Annotated in this window: 19 protein-coding genes; 5 read left to right on the forward strand and 14 right to left on the reverse strand. The window is 74.6% G+C overall.

Annotated elements, in window-relative coordinates; genetic code table 11:
* Positions 1 to 151 precede the first annotated feature (151 nt).
* From ACIBH3_RS04840 to ACIBH3_RS04855, 4 genes are all read right to left on the reverse strand, one after another.
* Positions 152 to 949 (reverse strand): SGNH/GDSL hydrolase family protein, encoded by a 798-nt coding sequence (locus ACIBH3_RS04840; RefSeq protein ID WP_396310441.1) that lies wholly within the window; start codon positions 947 to 949, stop codon positions 152 to 154.
* Between the two features lie 137 nt (positions 950 to 1086).
* A complete protein-coding gene (locus ACIBH3_RS04845; protein WP_396310442.1) occupies positions 1087 to 1581 on the reverse strand; it encodes a glyoxalase in 495 nt (164 codons plus the stop codon).
* Positions 1582 to 1589: 8 nt separating this feature from the next.
* On the reverse strand, positions 1590 to 2198 hold the full coding sequence (locus ACIBH3_RS04850; RefSeq protein ID WP_396310443.1) for a hypothetical protein: 609 nt from the start codon (positions 2196 to 2198) through the stop codon (positions 1590 to 1592).
* 302 nt (positions 2199 to 2500) lie between these two features.
* Positions 2501 to 3601: a hypothetical protein gene (locus ACIBH3_RS04855; RefSeq protein ID WP_396310444.1), complete on the reverse strand. Its 1101-nt coding sequence runs from the start codon at positions 3599 to 3601 to the stop codon at positions 2501 to 2503.
* A gap of 296 nt (positions 3602 to 3897) precedes the next feature.
* On the opposite strand from ACIBH3_RS04855, the gene ACIBH3_RS04860 reads away from it, so the two are divergent.
* Positions 3898 to 5067, forward strand: coding sequence for an exonuclease SbcCD subunit D (locus ACIBH3_RS04860; protein ID WP_396310445.1), 1170 nt, complete (start codon positions 3898 to 3900; stop codon positions 5065 to 5067).
* 124 nt (positions 5068 to 5191) lie between these two features.
* Positions 5192 to 8314 carry an AAA family ATPase gene (locus tag ACIBH3_RS04865; RefSeq protein WP_396310446.1) on the forward strand — a complete coding sequence of 1041 codons (3123 nt, stop codon included), beginning with the start codon at positions 5192 to 5194 and terminating at the stop codon, positions 8312 to 8314.
* Positions 8315 to 8327: 13 nt separating this feature from the next.
* Here ACIBH3_RS04865 and ACIBH3_RS04870 read toward each other — a convergent pair whose 3' ends face one another.
* Positions 8328 to 8531, reverse strand: a complete 204-nt coding sequence (locus tag ACIBH3_RS04870) for a hypothetical protein (protein WP_396310447.1) — start codon at positions 8529 to 8531, stop codon at positions 8328 to 8330.
* A gap of 61 nt (positions 8532 to 8592) precedes the next feature.
* On the opposite strand from ACIBH3_RS04870, the gene ACIBH3_RS04875 reads away from it, so the two are divergent.
* Complete coding sequence (locus ACIBH3_RS04875) at positions 8593 to 9144, forward strand: DUF1990 family protein (RefSeq protein ID WP_396310448.1); 552 nt, start codon at positions 8593 to 8595, stop codon at positions 9142 to 9144.
* A gap of 62 nt (positions 9145 to 9206) precedes the next feature.
* Here the strand turns inward: ACIBH3_RS04875 and ACIBH3_RS04880 are convergent, their stop codons facing one another.
* From ACIBH3_RS04880 to ACIBH3_RS04890, 3 genes are all read right to left on the reverse strand, one after another.
* On the reverse strand, positions 9207 to 9629 hold the full coding sequence (locus ACIBH3_RS04880) for a YjbQ family protein (protein ID WP_396310449.1): 423 nt from the start codon (positions 9627 to 9629) through the stop codon (positions 9207 to 9209).
* A gap of 236 nt (positions 9630 to 9865) precedes the next feature.
* Positions 9866 to 10132, reverse strand: coding sequence for a hypothetical protein (locus ACIBH3_RS04885; protein ID WP_396310450.1), 267 nt, complete (start codon positions 10130 to 10132; stop codon positions 9866 to 9868).
* A 217-nt stretch (positions 10133 to 10349) separates the two neighbouring features.
* On the reverse strand, positions 10350 to 11255 hold the full coding sequence (locus ACIBH3_RS04890) for a hypothetical protein (RefSeq protein WP_396310451.1): 906 nt from the start codon (positions 11253 to 11255) through the stop codon (positions 10350 to 10352).
* Positions 11256 to 11835: 580 nt separating this feature from the next.
* On the opposite strand from ACIBH3_RS04890, the gene ACIBH3_RS04895 reads away from it, so the two are divergent.
* Positions 11836 to 14145 carry a CDP-glycerol glycerophosphotransferase family protein gene (locus ACIBH3_RS04895; protein WP_396310452.1) on the forward strand — a complete coding sequence of 770 codons (2310 nt, stop codon included), beginning with the start codon at positions 11836 to 11838 and terminating at the stop codon, positions 14143 to 14145.
* A gap of 110 nt (positions 14146 to 14255) precedes the next feature.
* Here ACIBH3_RS04895 and ACIBH3_RS04900 read toward each other — a convergent pair whose 3' ends face one another.
* Positions 14256 to 14468: an EF-hand domain-containing protein gene (locus ACIBH3_RS04900; protein ID WP_396310453.1), complete on the reverse strand. Its 213-nt coding sequence runs from the start codon at positions 14466 to 14468 to the stop codon at positions 14256 to 14258.
* A gap of 433 nt (positions 14469 to 14901) precedes the next feature.
* Here ACIBH3_RS04900 and ACIBH3_RS04905 point away from each other — a divergent pair, with 433 nt between their 5' ends.
* A complete protein-coding gene (locus tag ACIBH3_RS04905) occupies positions 14902 to 15570 on the forward strand; it encodes a lysophospholipid acyltransferase family protein (protein ID WP_396310454.1) in 669 nt (222 codons plus the stop codon).
* A gap of 119 nt (positions 15571 to 15689) precedes the next feature.
* Here ACIBH3_RS04905 and ACIBH3_RS04910 read toward each other — a convergent pair whose 3' ends face one another.
* From ACIBH3_RS04910 to ACIBH3_RS04930, 5 genes are all read right to left on the reverse strand, one after another.
* Positions 15690 to 17513, reverse strand: a complete 1824-nt coding sequence (locus tag ACIBH3_RS04910; protein WP_396310455.1) for an ABC transporter ATP-binding protein — start codon at positions 17511 to 17513, stop codon at positions 15690 to 15692.
* A 250-nt stretch (positions 17514 to 17763) separates the two neighbouring features.
* Positions 17764 to 18537 (reverse strand): SDR family NAD(P)-dependent oxidoreductase, encoded by a 774-nt coding sequence (locus ACIBH3_RS04915; protein WP_396310456.1) that lies wholly within the window; start codon positions 18535 to 18537, stop codon positions 17764 to 17766.
* 192 nt (positions 18538 to 18729) lie between these two features.
* A complete protein-coding gene (locus ACIBH3_RS04920) occupies positions 18730 to 19641 on the reverse strand; it encodes an SDR family oxidoreductase (RefSeq protein WP_396310457.1) in 912 nt (303 codons plus the stop codon).
* Complete coding sequence (locus tag ACIBH3_RS04925) at positions 19638 to 20690, reverse strand: alpha/beta fold hydrolase (RefSeq protein ID WP_396310458.1); 1053 nt, start codon at positions 20688 to 20690, stop codon at positions 19638 to 19640. Before ACIBH3_RS04925 ends, ACIBH3_RS04920 begins: the two co-directional genes overlap by 4 nt.
* The gene (locus ACIBH3_RS04930) at positions 20687 to 22318 is read right to left on the reverse strand and encodes a flavin-containing monooxygenase (protein WP_396310459.1); all 1632 of its coding nucleotides are present in this window, start codon (positions 22316 to 22318) and stop codon (positions 20687 to 20689) included. Before ACIBH3_RS04930 ends, ACIBH3_RS04925 begins: the two co-directional genes overlap by 4 nt.
* Between the last annotated feature and the right edge of the window lie 122 nt (positions 22319 to 22440).

Below are 22440 nucleotides of genomic sequence, written 5' to 3' on the forward strand. Positions count from 1 at the left end.
GGCGACTGCAAGGGCGGTCGGGGCGCCGCTCCTTGTTCTCCGCTTCCCCTGCTCTCTCCCCACCCCGGCAAGGCTCACCTACTACCTGCACCGACGGCAGGTCGGCCCCCGGAGTCGTACCGGCTCCGGGGGCCGACCTGCTCACGGTGGGTCAGACCTGCGCGGAGAAGACCTGCAGGTAGCCGCCCGACTGACCGGCGGCCCTGGGGTGGTAGCTCTCGTCGATCGGCCAGGTGGTGCTGTTCAGCCAGACCGTGCCGCTCGCACAGATCTCGTGGCCGGTGAACGCTCCTCGGACATCACCGAAGCTGAAGCCCGCGTTCGCCGCCCGCTTGGCGATCACGTCGTCCAGCACGTCCGCCGCGCTGTTGATGGCGCTGCGCTTGGCGTCCCCGATCCCGAAGATGCAGCTGCCGCCGATCTTGTACAGGTGCGGGTAGCCCAGCACCACCACGCGCGCGTTGGGCGCCTTGGCGCGGATCTGCGAGTAGACGTTGTCCAGCAGGCCGGGGAGGGTGCTGGTGGCGTAGCTCTTCGCGGAGGCGACCGCGTTGAGGCAGGCACTGTCGGAGTCGAGCACGCAGGTCTGCATGGTGCTGGCGAAGCCCGCGTCGTTGCCGCCGATGCTGATGCTGACGAGGGTGGTGCCCGCGTCCAGCACGGAGAGCTGATTGTTGATCACATCGCCGGTTCTCGCACCCGAGCAGGCCACGAAGGCGAAGGCCGAGGGTGCGTGGGCGTTCTTCCAGAGGTACGGGTACGCGTTCGTGCTGCGCTTGCAACCGCCGCTCTCGCTGGTGTAGCTGCCGGCGCCGACGCCGGAGGAGTACGAGTCACCGAGCGCGGCGTACCGGACGGTCGCGGCACTGGCCGACGAGGCGGCGAAGAAGGTGGTGAGGCTGACACATATCGCCATCAGGGCGACAAACACGGCACGGGTAGAGCGCATGAGACCTCCACGGGAGTGATGTGGGTCACATACGTGATACCAGCCGGTAATCGACGTGAGAAGCGCTCATGCCAAAGATATTGACGGTCACTCTCCCCAAGGATGGGTTAACTCCTTTACGGAGAGCCGGTGTTGGGTCACACAAGGGGGAACTGCCACGCTGGTCGGGGGCCGCAGACGAGCTCCAACTCGAAGCCCTGACCATCGATCAGGTGGACGGCCTCGCCGGTGTCCACCCGCAGCACCCAGCCCGCCTCAAGTGCCGCGGCCACCGCCGGACGGGAACCGTGCACCGCAAGGTGGTTGAGCCCGGCGCGCAGCCGCTCGTGCCCACCCGGGAGCAGGGCGGGCGACTGCTCCAGCACCAGGTACGAGTCGCCCAGCCGCCAGCTGCGGCCGGCCGTCCAGTGCTGGAACGGCGCGCAGCCCAGCGCCAGCAGGACCGGCCCCCACTGCGCCTCGGCCAGCGCGAGGTCGTCCACCCAGAGCTCGACATGGTGGAAGAGCGAGCTCGCCCGGCGCTGCGCCTGCACCGGCGCCTTTGGCTGCGGCTGCTCCTCTGTCTGCGTCTGCGCCCGGACCTGCCCCTGGATGACAGCCGCGGTCTGCTGACCCTGCGCCTGCTCGGTCATCGCTCTCTTCAACTCCAGCCGGGGAAGACCACGCAGCCGTCGACCGGCAGCTCCTCGATGGTCTCATTGGCGGCGGCCGGAACACCGAACCGAAGGGCCGCGGCGGCCACCGCCGCACGGGCCTGGTGCAGCCCCGGCGTGCCCCAGCCGAGCAGCTCCACCGCCAGACCGGGCGCGACCAGCAGCCGGCGGTAGTGCCGGCCGGAGGCCGGGTCCGGCGCCGTCGGCCCGACCGCCCGCAGCGCCGCCGCCATCCGCACCCGCGCGCACTCGTGCCCGCCGTTGGCGGAACCCACCCGGTCGTAGAGGTACCCGAGGTACTGCGGCGCGGCGATCAGCGCCTGGGCCTCCTCGCCCGCCTCGCGGGCCAGCGCCAGGCCCGGATCACCCGCGTCCTCGGGCTCCAGCGACCCGCCCGGCAGGCTGACGACGCCGTCCCTGGGGTTCACCAGCGTGAGCACCCGCCCGTCCGGCGCGAACAGCCAGCCCCAGGACTGCTTGACCGGCAGCCCCGGTGGGACCAACTCCCCCGGCCGCCACGGCCACCCGGCGGTGGGACGCCGACGCACTCGGCCGAGCAGCTCGGCGATCTCCGCGCTGTACTCGATACTGCTCACCCGTCCCCCCTCTCCGGTCTCCTGGCCGGCTCCGGCGCTCGCCGGCCGACCGCCTCGGCTGTGGACCGGCAGGGTGGGGCCACCTCCGATCCGACTGTTGATCTTCCCGAATCTTCCCCGAACAGGCGGTCGATGAACAGCCCCGGCGCCGCGTGGCGCGACCACCACCCTGCCATCGGGTGTACCCGGGCCACTCCGCTCCCCCACGCACCGGAGCACCCCGGCGCCCCGGGGGCCGCACCGGTGGGCCGGATGGTCGGCCGCCGGATGGCCCGCGGGCGGCAGGCCATCCGGCGGCGGCGCTACCCGTCGCCCTCCGCCACCTCCTCGGGCAGCTCGGGGAGCGGGAAGCCCGTTCGCGCCTCGACCTCCGCCGGGCCGCCGAGCCCCAGCGCCGCGTCGTCCGCCAGCGCGGCGAGCACCTCGGGCACCGCGAGCTGGGTCGGCCGCCCCTGGGCCAACCCCCAGCCCCGCACCTGCGGGGGCCGGCCCGGCACCGTGAGGCTGTGCAGGAGCATCACCCCCGACCCTCGGGCGGCCACCCCGGCGGCCAGGGTGACGCAGAAGGCCTCGGCGTCCCGCCCGCCGGCGAACAGTCGCCCGCCCTCGACGCAGACCTCCACCGCCGCCGTCAGCTGCTCCCCGTCCTCCGGGCCGTACGAGCGCAGCGTCAGCAGGTGGCAGCCCTCCCCCGCGCCCGCCGCCAGCGCCAGGTAGAGCCGGGCGACGTACTGCAGCACCGCCGCGAGTCGCGTCTCGGGCCGCCGCCCCCGCTCCAGCGCCGTGAGCAGTGCCGAGCAGCCGATCGAGATCCGCACCCGCGCCCGGTGGTCCTCGACCAGCACGGGCAGGAGCTCACCGAGCCGCTCCCCCGCATAGACGAAGGGCTCGCCCGCCAGGTCCGGATCGGCCGCGTAGGCGACCCGGGCCGCCGGATCCCCGGGTTCGAGGCCGGACTCCTCGCAGAAGTCCTCGAAGTCCGCCGGTTCGAGGATCCGCAGATGCACCTCCAGACCCTGCGCGCAGAGCGCCCTGAGTTGGCGTTCCGTCCGCCGCAGGTACCCCTCGAAGCTGACCGCACCGAACAGCCCGTAGCGGCTGAGGCAGGCGAAGTCGCGGTGATCGGCGGCCAGCGCCAGCGCCACCGGCTGCGGCGGCGGCCCGCCGCGCGAGCGCCCCCGCCCGGCCCTGGCCCAGCCCCCACCCCCGGAGCCGGCGCCCGGGCCTGAGCCGCCGGCCCGGCCGGGCCCACTGCTGCCGCCCCCGCGCGGCTTGGCGCCCCTGGGCGGCGTGGCACCCGCCGAATGCCGCCCGGCGGCGGCGGGGTGCGAGCAGGCCGCGGCCCCGGGCGGGCGCGTGACGGTGGGATCGACGAAGAAGCGGTACTGATCGGGCTGGGACATGGGCCCTCCCTGTGCTCTCGGACGGCCACCCGGGGACCCGGGTGGCCGGCAGTCGAGAACATACACAGCGTCACCGACAATCCACTCTCCGCGACGGCCGGCCCGGCCTCGCGGGCTCCGTCGGTGCTGCCGGATCCGGCCCGGGCGCCCCCGCCCGGATGAGAGGCTGGATGCCGCCGCGGACCAGGTGTTGTCAGTGGCAGCTGTGATACTCGGTGCCGCCGGTGGTCCCGATGCCGGCGGGGTACCGATCTGGAGGGAGCGGACGTGGCAAGTACGCAGGTGAGGGCGGTGCGGTGAGGCTTCTGCACACCTCTGACTGGCACCTCGGCCGCTCCTTCCACCGCGAGAGCCTGCACGACGCCCAGCGCGCCTTCCTGGACCACATGGTCGAGGTGGTCCGGGACGAACGGGTGGACGCCGTACTGGTCGCCGGCGACGTGTACGACCGCGCGCTGCCCGGCTTGGAGGCCGTCGCACTGTTCGACGACGTCCTGCACCGGCTGGCCCGCCTCGGCGTCCCCACCGTCTTCATCAGCGGCAATCACGACTCGGCCCGCCGGCTGGGCGTGGGCGCGGGCCTGATCGGCCGGGCCGGCATCCATCTGCGGACGGATCCGGCCGGCTGCGCCGAGCCCGTCCTGCTGGCCGACGAGCACGGCGCCGTCGCCGTGTACGGGCTGCCCTACCTGGAGCCCGCCCTGGTGCGCGAGCGCTTCGGCCTGGAGCGGGGCGGCCACGCGGCGGTGCTCGGCGCGGCGATGGACCGGGTCAGGGCGGACCTGGCGCAGCGGCCGGCCGGCACCCGGGCGGTCGTGCTGGCGCACGCCTTCGTGACCGGCGGCACGCCCAGCGACAGCGAGCGGGACATCGCGGTCGGCGGGGTCGCCGCCGTGCCCGCCTCGGCCTTCGACGGCGTGCACTACGCCGCGCTCGGCCACCTGCACGGATGTCAGACGCTCGCCCCGCACCTGCGCTACAGCGGCTCCCCGCTGGCGTACTCCTTCTCCGAGGTGCACCACCGCAAGTCCATGTGGCTGCTCGACCTGGCGGCGGACGGCTCGGTGGCCGCCGAGCGGATCGACTGCCCCGTGCCGCGGCCGCTCGCCCGCCTGAAGGGGCGGCTGGAGCAGCTGCTGGGGGATCCGGCCCACGAGCTGCACGAGCAGTCCTGGGTGCAGGTCACGCTGACCGATCCCGGCCGGCCCGCCGAGCCGATGGAGCGGCTGCGCCGGCGCTTCCCGCACACCCTGCAGCTGCTGTTCGAACCCGACGAGGTGGAGTCGGAGCCGCAGCACTCGTACGCGGCCCGGGTCGCCGGCCGCACCGACCTGGAGATCGCCGAGAGCTTCGTCCGGCACGTACGCCCCGGCGCGGCGGCGGACGACGCGGAGCTGCACTGGCTGCGCGAGGGCTTCGAGAGCGTCCGCCAGGCGACCGACCGCAGGGCGGAGCTGCCGACGTGAGCTACCGCAGGACCGTCCTTCTCCGCACCGCCGGCCGGCCCGCCACCCACCCTCGCACCGCCCACCCGCGCACCGCCCACCCGGCAGTCCGTGCCGCCGTCCACCGCCGGCAGGAGCCGCCCCGATGAGACTGCACCAGCTGACCGTCACCGCGTTCGGGCCGTTCGCCGCCGCCGAGCGGGTCGACTTCGACGCGCTCTCCACCGGCGGGCTCTTCCTGCTGCGCGGGGCGACGGGCGCCGGCAAGAGCAGCGTGCTGGACGCCGTCTGCTTCGCCCTCTACGGCGAGGTGCCGGGCACCCGGCGCGCCAACCGGCTGCGCAGCGACCACGCCGATCCGCTGCTGCTCACCGAGGTCCGGCTGGAGCTCACCCTCGGCGGGCGACGGCTGGAGATCACCCGGATCCCCGAGCAGCAACGGCCGAAGAAGCGCGGCGACGGCTGGACGACCGAGAAGGCGCAGACACTGCTGCGCGAGTGGGTCGCCGACACCGGCGACGGCACTCCCGGCTGGCGGGCCGGCAGCCGCTCGCACCAGGAGGCCGGCGAGGAGATCCACCGGCTGATCGGGATGAGCCGCGAGCAGTTCTGCCAGGTGGTGCTGCTGCCGCAGGGCGACTTCGCGCGCTTCCTGCGCGCGGACGCCGTCGAGCGCGCCAAGCTGCTCGGTCGGCTGTTCGACACCCAGCGGTTCGGGCAGGTGGAGGGCTGGCTCGCCGAGCGGCGCAGGGCCCAGGAGGCCGCCGTCCAGGCCGGCCGACGGCAGCTGCGGGCCCTGGCGAGCAAGGCGGAGCAGGCCGCCGGCCCGGCGGCGGAGCCCGCCGCCGGGTGGCTGCCGGCGGAGGACGACTCGGCGAGCGTCCCGGCCGACCTCACCGCGGGCGTGCTCGGCTGGGCGGCGATCCTGCGCAGCGGCGCGGCCGAGCAGCTCACCATCGCCGACGCCGCGCTCTCGGGCGCGGAGCTGGCCCACCGACGGGCGCAGCAGCGGCTGTCCTCCGCCGGGGAGCTGGCGGAGCGTCAGCGCCGCCACCGGGAGGCGGTGCTCAGGGCGGCCCGGCTCGCGGAGGCGGAGGCCGCGCTGGGGGCGGACCGCCGGCGGCTGGCGGCGGCGCAGGCGGCGCTCGGCGTCGAGTCGGTGCTACGGCTGCGCGACGCGGCTGCCGAGGCGTACACGGCCGCCGAGCACGAGGAGCGCCGCCACCGCGAAGCCCTCGCCCGGTCCGACACCCGCGGGCCGGGCCCGCGGACCACGGGGGCGGGCGCGAGCGCGCCGGAGGCAGCCTCACCCGCATCCGCACCCGACAGCGGCGCCGTGCTCGCCCGGGCCGGGGCCGAGGAGCTGGCAGCGGCCGAGCTGCGGCTGCGGGCCGAGGTGGTGCGGCTGGAGGCCGCCGGGGCGGACGAGCAGCGCTGCGCCGCCCTCGGCCGCGAGCAGGCGAGCGCCGACGCCGAGCGCCGCCGGGCCGAGGAGCTGGCCGAGGAGGCCGGGGACTGGCTGGTCGACTTCGACGCCCGGCTGGCCGTGCTCCAGGAGGAGCAGGCCACCGCACGCGCCGCCGGGGCCAAGGTGGAGCAGCTGGACACCCGCCGCGCCGAGGTCACCGAGCGGCTGGCGGCCGCCCGGCGCCGGGACGGGCTGCGCGAGGAGATCGACCGGGCCCGGCCGCAGCTGCTCACGCTGCGCACCCGCGCGCTGGACGCCCGCGAGCACACCCAGGACCTGCGGGAACGCCGGCTCTCCGGGATGGCCGCCGAGCTGGCGGCCGCGCTGCGCGATGGCGAGGCCTGCCGGGTCTGCGGCTCGCCCGAGCACCCGGCGCCGGCCGAGCCGGCCGGCGGTCAGGTCGGCGCGCAGGACGAGGAGCGGGCGCGCGCCGCACAGGCGGCGGCCGAGCAGACGCTCGCATCGGCCGAGCAGACGCTGACCGGCCTCCAGGTGCAGGAGGCCGCCGCCGCCGGAGCCGCCGGCTCCGCGACCGCCGAGGCGCTCGCCGAAGCACTGACGGCCCTGGAACAGGAGCACCGCACGGCGCTTCGCACGGCCGACGCCCTCGGCTCCGCCACCCGGCGAATCGAACACCTGACGCACGAGCAGAGCACCCGGCAGTCCCGGCTGCGCGAGGCCGGCGAACGGGCCGCGGCGCTCACCGCCAGGCTCCAGGCGCTGCACGCCGAACAACAGGACCTCACCCAGCGGGTCGCGGCGGCCAGGGGCGACGCCCCGTCGGTGGCGGACCGGGCGGCCACGCTCGGCCGGCTGGCCGACCGGGTGGCCGCACTGCTGGGCGCCACCCGGGCCGGCGCCGAGGCCGCCGTCCGGCTCAAGGACGCCGACGCCGAGCTGGCCAGGGCCGCCGCAGCAGCCGGCTTCGCCACCCCCCAGCAGGCGGCCGCCGTCCTGCTGCCGGCCCCCGCGCGCGCCGAGCTTCAGGGGCGTCTGGAGCGCCACCGCACCGAGCTGGCCGCCGTGGAGGAGCTGCTCGCCCAGGACGAACTGGTGTCGGCGGCGGCGCGGCCGCCCGCCGATCCGGCCGCGGCCGAGGCCTGCCTGCGGGCCGCCACCGACCGACTGCGCCGCGCCGCGGCCGCCCAGCACGCCGCCCGGGAGCGCTGCACCGACCTGACCGCGATCGGCCGGCAGCTGGCCGAGCTCGCGGCCTCGCTGGCCCCGGCCCTGGAGAAGTACTCCCGGGTCAACCGGCTGGCGGCGCTGGCCGCCGGCACCTCGGCCGAGAACCGGCTGCGGATGCGCCTGGAGTCGTACGTCCTGGCGGCCCGGCTGGAGCAGGTCGCGGCGGCGGCCAGCGACCGGCTGGTCCGGATGTCGGGCGGCCGGTACACCCTCGTCCACAGCGACGACCGGACGGCCGGCGGCAAGCGCTCCGGCCTGTCGCTGCGCGTGGTGGACGCCTGGACGGGCACCGAGCGGGACACCGCCACGCTCTCCGGCGGTGAGAGCTTCTTCGCCTCACTGGCGCTGGCCCTGGGCCTGGCGGACGTGGTGACGGACGAGGCCGGCGGTATGCCGCTGGACACCCTCTTCATCGACGAGGGCTTCGGCACGCTGGACGAGCACGCGCTGGAGGAGGTCATGGACGTACTCGACGGCCTGCGCGAACGCGACCGCGCCGTGGGGATCGTCAGCCACGTCGCCGACCTGCGCAGCCGCATCCCCGCCCAGCTCCTGGTCCGCAAGGGCCGCCACGGCTCCACCCTCGCCCTGGCCGGCCGCGAGGACGCCTGACGGGCGCGCGGTGTCAGCCGGAGCAGGCGATGCGCTGGGCCTGCTGCCATGTGCAGACCGGGCAGAGGGTGCTGCCGGGGTGGTCGGCGGGGAGCTCGGTGGGCTCGCCGCACAGGACACAGTCGGCACGGGCGCCGGTCAGCTCCGGGTCGTGGGTCAGCGCCCGTTCCGCGCCGACCGGGGCCGCGGAGCAGCTCTGCGGGGTGTCATCGCTCATGGCGCCTTCCTACTCCGGACCGCCGTCGGGCCGCAAGCCGCCTCAGGCTACGGTGGCCCGCATGCCCTCCGACCTCCGCCGCCGCCTGCAGGCCGCCCGTGCCACCTCCCCCAGCTATCCGGAGGTCGGCGCGAGCCGGCTGGCCGCGCTGCCGCCGGGGTACGCGCACCTGCGCCGCCGGGTGCATCTGGGCCACGGCCGGGACGTGCTGGAGCGGGCCGGGCGCCATGTGCTGGCCTGGGGCAGCCAGCTCGGTACCGGCTTCGCGGTGTACCCGTACGCGCCGGCCGAGCCGGGCGCGACCGTGCTGCTGCGCCTGGCCCTGCCCGGACTGCGCCGGCCCCGGATGGTGATCCCGTGCCGGGTGATCTGGACGGTGGAGGAGGACAACCGGATCGGCTTCGCCTACGGGACCCTGCCCGGGCACCCCGAGCAGGGCGAGGAGGCGTTCGTGGTGAGCATGGACGAGGCCGGTGAGGTCTGGTTCGAGGTGGCCGCGTTCTCCCGGCTGGCCGCCTGGTACGCCCGACTGGGACGCCCGGTGGCGCTGTTGCTGCAACACCTGGCGATCGAGCGCTACCTCACCGCGGTGGCGGCCGCGGCGAGGGGCTGACCACCGCGCTGCGCGCTCCGTGCGCCCCCGTCGCCACCCGCCACCCGCCGCCGGCGCCCGGCTCAGCCGAGGAACGAGAGCCGGACCGTACGCCGCAGGTTGTCACCGTTGGTGTCGACCAGCACCACCGACTGCCACACCCCGAGCGCGAGTTGGCCGCCGATCACCGGCAGCGTGGCGTGCGGGGCGACGAGGCCCGGCAGCACGTGGTCGCGGCCGTGGCCGGGACTGCCGTGGCGGTGCTGCCAGCGGTCGTCCGCCGGGAGGAGGTCGCGCAGGATGGCGAGCAGGTCCTCGTCGCTGCCGGCGCCGGTCTCCAGGACGGCGATGCCGGCGGTGGCGTGCGGCACGAAGACGTTGAGCAGGCCGTCACGGCCGGCGGCCGCCTCGTTCAGGAACTCCGCGCAGCGGTCGGTGATGTCGAGGGCCACCTCGCGGGTACCGGTGGTGATCTGGAAGGTGCTGGAGTGGAAGTTGTCCGCCATGCCGCCATCCTCACGCACCCGCGGCGCGGCGCCCACTCGGCCCCGCCACCCCCGGGCGCCACAAGGGGCGCACGGCAGGATCACCCCGGCGGGCTTTGGCGGGCCGCCCGGGTGGTCCCGCCGGAGCAGCTCGTAACGGCCGCGCGGGCAGGAGTCCGGGCACGCCAAAGACCCGGTGGACGCTTCGGTCCTCCGGGCCGGTGGTGCCGGTGGGCGCGGGCCAGGGCAGGTAGGCCCTAGCCGCGTCCGCCGAAGAGGCTGCGCCGCAGTCGGCGCAGCGGTGCCAGCAGTGACACCCGCGCGGTTCGGCGCCGCGCGGTCGGGGTGCCGACGCCACGTGGCGTCAGCTCCCTTATCAGCCCGAGCGCCTCGGCGGTGTCGACCGCCGAGAGTGCGGGCGCGCCGAGCACAGCCAGGTGACGGTCGATCCGGCGGCCGGTCGCGCCGACGCCGCATTGGATCGCCGGCACACGAGGCCGAGTCCGCGCTTGCATGTGTTCCATCAGTTTCCCACCCCTACGAGGCGCCAGGGCCGTGAGGCGAAGACTATCCGTGACAGACGGCCTTCGCGCAACCGTCCTGGTGTTCTGCCACCGTATCGTGCGACGACAACTGACGCCTCACCAGGGGCGGGAGGCCCTGGTCACGTTCAGGCATCGGGATGGTGCACGAGCTTCACAAGCCGTCGCAGACAGAAGGGGGTCCGCGCCAGCGCCCGGCTCAGCCGGCGCGCGCCGGGCGCGCGACCGGGGCCGCCCGGCCGGCCCGGAGTCCGGGCGGATCGAACAGCCAGGAGAGGCCGGCGCCGCAGAGGCCCAGCCCGGTGAAGGTGAGCAGGGCCAGCACGACCAGCCAGGCGCCGGGCGAACCCCAGGCGATGCGGTCCGCGTGGCGGAGCAGTCCGGCCAGGCCCAGGAGGCCGGTGCAGACCAGCGCCGCCATTCCGCCGCGGACCCGGCGCAGCTCGGCCTCCCGCCGGCTGAGCAGCAGTGCGGCTCCGAAGACCAGGCCCCAGGCGCCGATCACCCGTACGTCCAGCTCGCCCACCCGCCAGGGCCAGTGCCGGGCGGCCGGGCCGGGGGCGGCGTACAGGGCCAGACCGGCGGCGGTGAGCACGGCGCCGTTGCCGGCCATCGGTGCGGCGACCCACCAGGGCAGGCGCGGAGGCCGGCGCGGGAAGGTGCCCCTGGTCCGCCACTGGGCGCCGAGCGCCGCCATGCCGAGGAAGGGGGAGCTGACGTGGACGGCGAGCCAGCCCCAGGCGGCGAGGACGGCCGGCAGGGTGCCGGAGGTCAGGTGCAGGGTGCCGCGGCCCAGCAGGGTGGCGCCGAGCATCAGCATCATGAAGAGCGAGGCGGCGGCCACCGCGACCCGCACGTTGACCCACTCCCGTGCGCGCAGCGCGAGCGTGAGCATGGCGCAGCTGCCGCCGTACGCGGCGCCGAGCAGGCCGGCGGTGGCCGGTGACATCCGCCAGGCGAAGAAGTCGCCGGTCCGGCCGGGGAGCAGGGTGAGGATGAGGAAGGTGTAGCCGGCGCCCAGGGCGAGCGGCCCGAGCATCAGGAGCTTGAGCAGCGGGCTGACGGGTCTGTACGGGGGAGAAAGCCGGGGAGGAAGCTGGCTCACGGGCGCTCCCGGGGAAGGCCTGCCGATCCTTATGAGACTTGGCGTCAATATAGGAGTCGTCGCCATCCAGGGCAATGCTTCCGACCATCAGTTCGGAAAGTGAACACATTCGAGGGATTGACGGCGGCGTAACCTACAAGCAATATCTCTTCTGACAGGAGATGTCCCCGACCAGGCGCTCCTGGCCGTCGAATGAGTTCGACAGGTGAAGGAACCTCCGACACCCGCAGTGAGTCACTGCTCGGCCGCCCCGACGCTGCGGCGGCCCGGCTCGATGCGGTGTACGGATTGGTGGTCGGCCGCTGAGGGTCGGCCGCACCACCGCCGACTGCCGGTGCCGCCCCTCGCACGGGGCGCGGCACCGGCGGTCACCCACCGGACGGCCCGCCCTGACCGCGCGCGGCGTCCGTCACTCCGCCACCCCTCCGCGATCACCCACTCCCCCGGCACGGTGGCTCCCCCGTACTCGGTAGAGTGTGCTGGCCGGGCGGCCGGCGCGGACCCGCCCGCACGCCTCGCCCAGCAATCCGTGGCCGGCCGGCAGGCCAGGCCCAACTCGCCGAGCGCGGAGCCAACGAGCGTGACAGTCCTCCTCAGCATTGTGCTGCCAGTCCACGGGGTGGAGCGCTTCCTGCCGCGCTGCCTCGACTCGATCCTCGGCGCCCCGGGCCCCGGTGACGCCGCGCCCGCCCAGGCCGGCGGACAGCGCCGACCGGGCGAGCAGACGGGCCGGGCGGGGCAGGCAGCAGGAACCGGGCAGGCGACAGGAGCAGGATCGGCGGCAGGGCCGGGGCCGGCCGCGCGGATCGAGCTGATCGCCGTCGACGACCGCTCCCCGGACCGTTGCGGCGAGATCCTGGACGAGTACGCCGCCCGCGACCCGCGCCTGCGCGTCCTGCACCTGGCCGAGAACCAGGGCCTCGGCGGCGCCCGCGAGGCGGGTCTGGCCGAGGCGCGCGGCGAGTACGTCTGGTTCGTGGACAGCGACGACTGGCTGCCTGACGGCACCCTGGACGCGATCACCGCCGAGCTGGAGCGCGAACGGCGGGCCGCCGCCCCGGCCGACGTGCTGCTCACCGACTTCACCCACGTCTACCCCGACGGCGCCACCGAGCCCAACCCCTGGCGCCACCTGCTGACCGGATCGCCACTGGTCCAGGGCTGCACCCTCGCCGAGTACCCCGCGCTGTTCCAGAGCGTGATGTCGGTCTGGAACAAGGTGTTCCGGCGCGACTTCCTGCTCGGTCTCGAAGTCCGCTTCGGACGCGGCTTCTACGAGGACATCGCCGTCACCTACCCCGCGCTGCTCGCCGCCGGGCGCCTGCGCTACCTCGACCGGCCGTGCTACTTCTACCGCCGCGGCCGGGCCGGCGCCATCACCAGCACGGCCTCGCCCAAGCACGCGGACGCCTTCGCGCAGTACGACGCCATCTTCGCCTTCATGGACCGGGGCGACCGGAGCATCCCCGACGCGCTGCGCACCCTGGTGTTCGACCGCACGGTCAAGCAGGCGCTGACCGTCTACGACACCCCGGGGCTCGTCCCGCCGGACCTGCGCCGGGACTTCTTCCAGCGGATCACCGACCACTTCGCCCGTCACCGCCCGGCCGGCTACCGCTTCCCCGGCGGACTGCGCGGCGTCCAGTACCGGCTGGCCGCCCGGGGCTCGCGGATCGCGTACGCGGAGCTGCGCCGCGCCGGCAGGCTGCCGCGCGAACTGAAGCGCGGGGCCCGGTCGATCGCCCCGGCGGTGCGGCGCGGGGTGCGCGGCAGCGCGCGGTTCACCGCGTACAACGCCTTCCGCCGGCTGCCGCTGGACGAGCACCTGGCCGTCTACGCGGCCTACTGGCACCGGGGTTACGCCTGCAACCCGGCGGCGATCTACGAGCGGGCCAAGGAGCTGGCGCCGCGGATCCGGGGCGTGTGGGTGGTGGAGACCAGGGCGCAGGCGGCCGCGCTGCCCGCCGGGGTGCCGTACGTGATCGTCAACACGCCCGCGTATCTGAAGGCGATGGCGACCGCCAAGTACTTCGTCAACAACGTCAACTTCCCGCACACCATGGTGAAGCGGCCCGGCACGGTGCACGTGCAGACCCAGCACGGTACGCCGGTGAAGATGATGGGGATGGACCTGCGGGACCACCCGGTCGCCGCCGACGGGATGGACTTTGAGCGGCTGCGCGAGGCCGTCGCCCGCTGGGACTTCCTGGTCTCCTCCAACCCGCACACCAGCGAGCACTTCGCCCGGGCCTTCCCGGGCCGGTACGAGATGCTGGAGAGCGGCTACCCGCGCAACGACCGGCTGGCCAACGCGACGCCCGCCGAGGTGGCCGCGATGCGCGAGCGGTTCGGCCTGCCCGAGGGGCGCACGGCGGTGCTCTACGCGCCCACGCACCGCGAGAGCCAGGGTACGTACGTGCCGCTGCTGGACGTACGGGAGCTGGCGAAGCGGCTCGGTCCGGGCTTCACGCTGCTGGTGCGAACCCACTACTTCCACACCGGCGGGCCCGGCGAGCTGGCGGTGGGCGGCGAGGCCGCGCAGATCGTGGACGTCTCCGGCCATCCGACGGTGGAGGACCTCTACCTGGCGGCGGACGCCCTGGTGACGGACTACTCGTCGATGATGTTCGACTACGCGGTACTGGACCGGCCGGTGGTGATCTTCGCCCCGGACTGGGAGCAGTACCAGCGGGTGCGCGGCGTCTACTTCGACCTGTTCGCCCAGCCGCCGGGCGCGGTCACGGTGGACGCCGAGGGGCTGGCGCAGGCACTGCTCGCGGGCGATCCCGAGCCGGGCGCGCGGGCGAAGTTCCGCGAGCGGTTCTGCCCCTGGGACGACGGCGGGGCCGCCGAGCGGGTCGTGCGCAGGGTGTTCCCGGTCGACTCCTGAGCCCGCGGCCCGCGGCCCCGGGCTCTGAGCCCTGATCTCCCGACCCCGCGTCCGCGCAGACGTGTGCGGGGCCGGCGCCGTCCCCGGCACCGGCCCCGCACGCAACCCGCTCAGCTCTGGCGCGAGGTCCAGAACTCGTCGAACGTGAGCTCGCCGTCGTGGTTGCCGTCCGACTGCTTGATGATGGCCTCGGCCACCGCGATCGTGACGTGGTGGTCGCCGAGCTCGGCCATCACCTTGGCGTACTCGGCCGCGGTGATCCGGCCGTCGCCGTTCACGTCGAACCGCTCGAAGGCCTGACGGGCCGCCTCGATGTCTGCCATGGGTTTACCCCTCCTGTGTGTACGTTTCCGACTGGCGTACCCTACCGGCCGCGTCGGCCCCCGAAGTCGCCGCGTCCGGCGACCGCCCGTCCGGCCCGTGCGTCCCCGCCGGACCGGAAGCCGCCGAGGTGGCCGGGGGCGCCTGCGGCAGGGCGGCCGTGACGCCGCTCACCCGACGCGCCCCCGCGCCCGTGACGTTTCGTGGCGACTCCCCCACTCCAGGTCACCCGGAATCGGTCGATTCCGCGCGCAACCGTACGCGGCGGGTGATGACCCGGGCCGGTCGGCGCGGGAATCCGCAGCCGGAGGGAGTGGACGGGCGCCGGGGGGAGTGACGTACTCTGCGATCTGATCTCGGCCCTGCCGCGAGCGGGGTCACGCAGGCACACGCCGGGTACCCACGCCCGGGGCGGCCGTCGTCCAGGGAGGGACCATGATCAACGTTCTCACCAAGCTGGTGCTGAAACCGCTCGCGCGGGCGGTTTACCGTCCGGCGATCGAGGGGCTGGAGAACGTGCCGCGCAAGGGCGGGGTGATCCTGGCCAGCAACCACCTGTCGTTCATCGACAGCGTGGTGATCCCGCTGACCGCGCCGCGCCGGGTGCACTTCCTGGCCAAGGCCGAGTACTTCACCGGCACCGGCCTCAAGGGCGCGCTGTCCCGCGGGTTCTTCGAGGCGATCGGCGCCGTGGCGGTCGAGCGCGGCACCTACCGCTCGGCCCAGGCGTCGCTGGAGTCGGCACTGGAGATCCTGGAGGCGGAGAAGGCCTTCGGGATCTACCCCGAGGGCACCCGCTCGCTGGACGGCCGGCTGTACCGCGGCAAGACGGGCGTCGCCTGGCTGGCCCTGACCGCCGGTGTCCCGGTGGTGCCGGTGGCCCTGGAGGGCCCGGAGGAGATCCTGCCGATCGGCAAGCGCATCCCGCGCGTGCGCAAGGTGACGGTCAGGTTCGGCGAGCCGCTGCACTTCACCGAGCTGCACGGGCAGGCCCGCTCCGGCAAGGCCCGCCGTCAGGTCACCGACGAGGTGATGCGGGCGATCCAGGAGCTGTCCGGCCAGGAGGTCGCGGAGGGCTACAACGAGCTGCCCAAGGCCGCCTGACCCGGGCGCGCCCCTCGCGCGCCCCCGTCCCCGCCGCGCACCGGCACCCGCGCCCGCACGACCGCCCGCACGACCGGGGCGGCCGGCTGCCGGGCCCGAGGCGGCCGGGCCGGCCGGGGCTACGCCTTGGCCGCCAGCTCGGCCAGCGCCGGCGCCTCCCGCCGCAGCAGCGCCGCGTACCGGCCGTCGGCCTCCAGCAGCTGCTCGTGGGTGCCCAGCTCGGCGATCTCCCCACGGTCGAGCACCAGGATCTGGTCCGCCGAGCGGACGGTGGAGAGCCGGTGCGCGATGGTGATGGTGGTCCGGCCGGCGGCCAGCGCGTCGATGGCCTGCTGCACGGCCCGCTCGGTGCGGTTGTCCAGCGCGCTGGTGGCCTCGTCCAGGATCAGGACGGGCGGATTGCGCAGGATCGTCCGGGCGAGCGCGAGCCGCTGCTTCTCCCCTCCCGAGAAGCGGTAGCCGCGCTCGCCGACGACCGTGTCGTAGCCGTCCGGGAGCCGGGCGATCATGGCGTGGATCTGGGCGGCCTCGGCGGCGGCGACCAACTCGGCGTCGGTGGCGTCCGGCTTGGCGAAGCGCAGGTTGTCGGCGACCGAGGCGTGGAAGAGGTACGTCTCCTGGGAGACCACCCCGACCACCCGGGCGAGCGTCTCGAAGGAGAGCTCCCGCACGTCCGTACCGTCGATGGTGACCCGGCCGCCCGTCGCGTCGTACAGCCGCGGGACGAGGTAGCTGAGTGTGGTCTTGCCCGAGCCGGTCTCGCCCACCACGGCGAGCGAGCTGCCGGCCGGGACGAGCAGATCGACGCCGGACAGGGTGGGCCGCTCCTGCTCGGGGTCGTAGCGGAAGTCCACGCCCTCGAAGCGGACCTCGCCACGGACCTTCCCCAGCTCGACCGGCGCGGCCGGCTCGGCGATCTCCACCGGCAGGTCGAGGTACTCGAAGATCCGGTGGAACAGCGCCAGCGAGGTCTGCACCTGCACCCCGGTGGAGAGCAGGCTGACCGTCGGGCGGAACAGGCCCTGCTGGAGCGAGACGAAGGCGACCAGGGTGCCGACCGACACGATCGGCGCGCCACCGGCGGCCGTCAGCCCGGCCGCCCAGTAGATCACCGCGGGCATCGCGGCCATCACGATCTGGATGGTGTTCATCCGCCAGCGCCCGGCCATGCTGGAGCGGACCTCCAGGTCCGCGAGCTGGTCCGACTGCTCGGTGAACTCACGCGAGAGCGAACCGGAGCGGCCCATCGTGCGGCCCAGCAGGATGCCGCTGACGGACAGCGACTCCTGGACGGCCGAGGACATCGCGGCCAGCTGCTTCTGCCGCTCGGCAGTGATCTTCTTGCGCTCACTGCCGACCCGCCGGCTGATCCAGACGAACAGCGGGAGCAGCAGCAGCGAGATCACCGTCAGCCGCCAGTCGAGCGCGACCATGGCGGCCACGGAGGCGATCACGCTGGTGAAGTTGGAGACCAGGGAGGTCGCGGTGGAGGTCACCGTGGACTGCATGCCGCCGATGTCGTTGGCGATCCGCGACTGCACCTCACCCGTCCTGGTCCGGGTGAAGAAGGCCAGCGACATCCGCTGGAGGTGGCTGTAGACGGCGGTGCGCAGGTCGTGCATGACGCGCTGGCCGACGGTGGTGGAGATCAGCGTCTGCAGCACGTTGAAGATGCTGTTGACGACGGCGGCGGCGACCATGCCGAGGGCGAGCAGGCTGAGCAGACCGGTGCGGCCCTGCGGGATCGCGGTGTCCAGGACGGCCCGCAGCAGGAACGGCGATATCACCGAGACCACGGCGGAGGCCGCGACCAGCAGGCCGACCACGCCGAGCCGGGCCCGGTAGGGGCGGAACAGCGACAGGATGCGCCGCAGCTGGGCGGGCGGGGCGGGTTCGCCCTCGGTACGGGCGGGCGGGGTCCAACGGTTGGTGTCGGGCCTCAAGGGCGGGCCTCCCTGGATCGGTCACACGGGGACGGACGGGCGGGCGGGCTCTTCAGCCTACCGAGCATAGCTCATAGTTAGGTAAGCTAATAGTGAGACTCTATCTATTCCGCGCCCGCGCGGCGGCGCTCCACCATGCGGCCGTAGTCGGCCACGGCCCGCGCCGGCCCGCCGTGGCCCGCCGTGGCCCGCCGTCCGAACCCGAGGGGCCGCCGCCGGTGGGCGCCGCCCGCCCGGTACCGTCGACCGTTCAGTTCGTGCGGTACGTCCGCGCGGCCTTCGAGGAGACCCCGCCGAGCTTCCCGGACGGCAGCAGCCTGGCGATCGTCACAGCGATCTTGTAACGCTTGCCGGGCACGGACAACGAACGCCCCCGGGCCAGGTCGCGCATCGCCTCATCCACCACCCGCTCGGCGGACAGCCAGCCCCAGGCCGGGATGTTCGAGGTGCCCATACCGGCCCGCTGGTGGAACTCCGTCCTGGTGAAGCCCGGGCACAGCGCCAGCAGCCGCACCCCGGAGCCGACCAGGTCGCGGGCGACGCCCTGGGTGAAGCTCACCACCCACGCCTTGGTCGCGCCGTAGGTGCCGCGCGGCAGGAAGGCGGCGACCGAGGCGACGTTGACGACGGCGCCGCGCCCGCGCTCGCGCATCCCGGGCAGGGCGGCGGTGGTCAACCGCAGGACGGCCTCGATGTGCACCTTGAGCATGTCCAGCTCGGCCTGGAGCGGCACATCGAGGAAGGCGCCCTTGTTGCCGAAGCCCGCGTTGTTGATCAGCAGGTCGACGGGGCGGGCGGTGTCCGCCAGGCGCTGTTCGACGGCGGCGATGCCGTCCTCGGTGGCCAGGTCGGCGGTCAGCGTCTCGGCCTCGACGCCGTACTCGGTCCGCAGCTGGGCGGCCGAGGCCGCCAGCCGCTCGGAGTCGCGGGCGACCAGGACGACATTGTGGCCGGCGCGGGCCAGCCGGGCGGCGAACGCGGCGCCGATGCCGGCGGTGGCGCCGGTGATGAGGGCAGTGGTCATGACCCTGACCGTACCGACTCGCCCGCCGCGGCACAGCCGGGCCCCGGGGACGGGCCGACGGCGCCGGCCAGGCTGGCGGTGGCGGTACGGGCCCAGGCACACCGGCCCAGGGGCATGCCCGCGGGGCCGCGGGCATGCCCCGGCGCTCCGTCCGGGCATCCGGGCAGAGCGCCGCGGCGGGCGAAGGAGGGGCTACTCCTGGGTGCCCCGGGTCGCGGTGGAGGCGCGGGCCGCCGAGTCGGCCTCGCCCCCGGCGCCTACCGGGCGCAGCCGGGCGGCGGCGGTGGCCCTGAGCTGCGGGGCGAGCCTGGCCACGTCGCGCGAGCCGACGGCGGCGATCAGCCCGGGCAGGATCCCGCGCACCGGCTGCATCGCGCGCAGCCAGGCCTGGGCGTAGACGTGCGGCGAGCGCCGGGCGATGCCCGCCACCAGGCGGTCCACCGCCGGGTCGAGCGGGTAGGTCTTGTTGGCCGGCCAGGGCAGCCTGGCCCGCATCTGGCGCAGCACGGTGTCCCGGTCGGCCCCGCGCACCATGTCGGTGTCCGTCCAGCTCAGGTAGCCCACGCCGACCTGGACACCCTGGTGGGCCACCTCGGCGTGCAGCGCGTGGGCGAAGGACTCGACGCCCGCCTTGCTGGCGCAGTAGGCGCTCATCAGCGGGGCCGGGGTCATCGCCGCGAGCGAGGCGATCTGCAGCAGGTAGCCGCCGCTCTCGGTGAGCGCGGGCAGGAAGGCCCGGGCGGTGGCCACGCTGCCCAACAGGTTGACTTCTATCACCCGGCTGAAGGCCCGGTGGTCGCTGTCCAGCAGCGGCCCGCCGATGGCGATGCCGGCGTTGGCGACCACGGCGTCGATCCGGCCGTAGCGGTCCTGGACGGCCCGGGCGGTGGCGGTCATCGCGTCGAGGTCGGTGACGTCGGCCTCCCAGTACGAGGCGTGCGGGCCGCAGAGCGCGGCGGCGGCCTTCAGCTCTGCCAGCTCCAGGCCGACCAGGGCGACCTTGGCACCGCGGGCCGAGAGCTTGCGCGCCAGCGCGGCGCCCACCCCCCGGGCGGCTCCGGTGACGACGACGACCTGGGCGGACAGCGGGACGGTGGCACTCATCCGGCAACGCTCCTCTCGACGGGCTGACCTATGGTCCCGGCCGGATCGGCGGCCGGGTCGACGGACGGATCGGCGGACCGGTTGACGGACGGATCGGCGGACCGGTTGACGGCGGACTCGGCCGGCCCGGCTGCCCGCTGGACGGGCAGGTAGGCGGCGGCCAGCCGGTGGATCTCGCCGGCCACCGCGGCCGGGCGCTCCATCGGGGACATGTGGCCCACCCCGGGCAGCAGCAGCAGGCCCTGCGGGTCCGGCAGGCCGGCGACGATCCGGTGCGAGTGCACCGGCGGGGTCAGCCGGTCCTCCGTGCCGACCAGCACGGCGGTGGGCGCGGCCAGCCGGGCCAGACCGTCGGTGACGTCCAGTTCCTCCAGCAGTCCGGCCCAGCCGGTACGGACTGCGGTCGGGCAGGCGTGAACGATCCGGGCGGTGGCCTCGACCAGGTCCGGCGTGCTCGCGGGGCCCATGGTCGCGTACTTGAGCAGCGCCCGGCTGACACCGCTGACCGGCCCGAGCGGCAGCCGGGACTGCATCACCCGCCGGTGGACGAACCGGCGCAGGGCCGGTGAGCGCAGGGCGTCCGGGGCGACCCGCAGGTGGGGCACCAGGTCGCAGGAGCCGGTGCTGACCAGCAGGGCGGCCGCGGTGCGCGCCGCCACCTCGCTCCGCCCCCCGGCCGCCATGATGGTCATACCGCCCATGCTGTGCCCGACGAGCACCGCCCGCTCCCCGGCGGGGACGGACCGGGTGACCACGGCTTCCAGATCGTCGGCCAGCGCCCGGGTGGTGTACCCGGCGGTGGCCGACGGCCGCTCGCTGCGCCCGTGGCCGCGCTGGTCGTACGCCACCAGCCGGTAGTCACCGGCGAGTTGCCGGATCACCGGGGCCCAGAAGGCGATCGAGCAGGTCCAGCCGTGGGCGAGGACGACGGTCGGCGCCGCGGGGGCGCCGAACACCGCGGCGTGCAGCAGGTTGCCCTCCGCCGAGCGGATGCTCAACTCCTCGGCGGGCTCGGGCAGTACGCACTCGGCGGGTATGGCCGGGCTCATACGGCGGCCTCCTCTTCGGCGGCGGGCGGGGCGGCGGACGAGGCCGTGGACGAGGCGGCGGACGCCGCCATGGCGAGGGCGGAGGCGGGCACCGTGCGCTTGATCAGCTCGTACTCGGCGAGGTCGACCCGGCGGGTGGCCCGGCGGAAGCTGGTGGTGGAGCCGGGCCAGAGCACCGTGTTCTTGCCCTCCCCGTCCAGGTACCAGCTGGTGCAGCCGCCGGTGGACCAGACCGTGCGGGACATCCGGTGCTGGAGCGCGAGGTTCCACTGCCGCTGGGCGCGGGCGGTGGGCTGCATCGCCGTGGCGCCGACCGAGGCGAGGGTGGTGAGCGCGTCGATCAGGTAGTTCAGCTGGGACTCGATCATCAGGACCATCGAGTTGTTGCCCAGGCCCGTGTTGGGCCCGATCACGAAGAAGAGGTTGGGGAAGCCGCGGACGGTCGAGCCGCGCAGCGCCTCCATGCCGCCCTTCCACTCCTCGGCCAGGCTCGTCCCGTCGGCCCCGAACACCCGGGCCCCGATGGGCATGTCGGTGACGTGGAAGCCGGTGCCGAAGACGATCGCGTCCACCTCGTGCTCGCTGCCGTCGGCGGCGACCAGGGTGGAGCCGCGCACCTCGCGCAGGCCGGCCGCGATCACCTCGGTGTTGGCCGCGGCGAGCGCCGGGTAGTAGGTGTTGCTGAGCAGGATGCGCTTGCAGCCGATCCGGTAGTCGGGGGTGAGCCTGGCCCGCAGCTGCGGGTCGGCGACGCTGCTCGCGAGATGCCGCTCGGCCAGTTGCTGGACCAGGCGCAGCGCGCCGGGCCGGCGGACGAACGCGTCCACCTGGAGCTCACGCAGGGCGAACAGGGTGGCCCGGCGGAGCTTGGCGGTGGCGGGGAGCCTGGTGTGCAGCCACTTCTCGGCGGCGCTGATCTCGCGGTCACGGCGCGGCAGCACCCAGGCCGGGGTGCGCTGGAAGACGGTGAGCCGGCCCACGGTGGGCTGGATGCTCGGGACGATCTGCGCGGCGGAGGCTCCGGTGCCGACCACGGCGACGCGCTTGCCCGTGAGATCGTAGTCGTGGTCCCAGCGGGAGGAGTGGAAGACCTTGCCGGGGAAGTCCGCCAGGCCCGGCAGGTCGGGGATCTGCGGGTCGGCGAGCGGGCCTGCGGCGGAGACCACGGCGTCGGCGGTCCACTCCCCCGCGGTGGTGGTGATCCGCCACCTGGTCGCCTCGGGCTCCCAGCGGGCCTGCGTCACCTCGGTGTCGAAGCGCAGGTGCGGGCGGAGGCCGAACACGTCGGTGACCCGCTCCAGGTAGGCCCGGATGTCGCCCTGGCCGGAGAAGCTGCGCGGCCACTCGGGGTTGGGGGCGAAGGAGAAGGAGTACAGGTGCGAGGGCACGTCGCAGGCGCAGCCCGGGTAGCTGTTGTCCCGCCAGGTGCCGCCCACCGAGGCGGCGCGTTCCAGGATGACGAAGTCGGTGATCCCGGCGCGGCGCAGCCGGACGCCGGCACCGAGTCCGCCGAAGCCCGATCCGATCACCACGACCCGGACGTGGGGCGTCCGGGTCGCCTGCGTCGCCTGGGCCGTCCGGGGCTGGTGGGGCGCCGACGGCTTGGCGCGCTTGGGGGTGGATGCCATGCGGCGTCCTCCTGAGGTGGGGTGAGGGTGCGCACGTCCATTAGAACCGTGCCAGCAATCACTGGCACGATTGGCAGGGTAGCCCTTGCTGACAGTTCATGGAAGAACCCCGGCGGCGCCGG

Source organism: Kitasatospora sp. NPDC050543 (assembly GCF_044457565.1).
Classification (GTDB): Bacteria; Actinomycetota; Actinomycetes; order Streptomycetales; family Streptomycetaceae; genus Kitasatospora.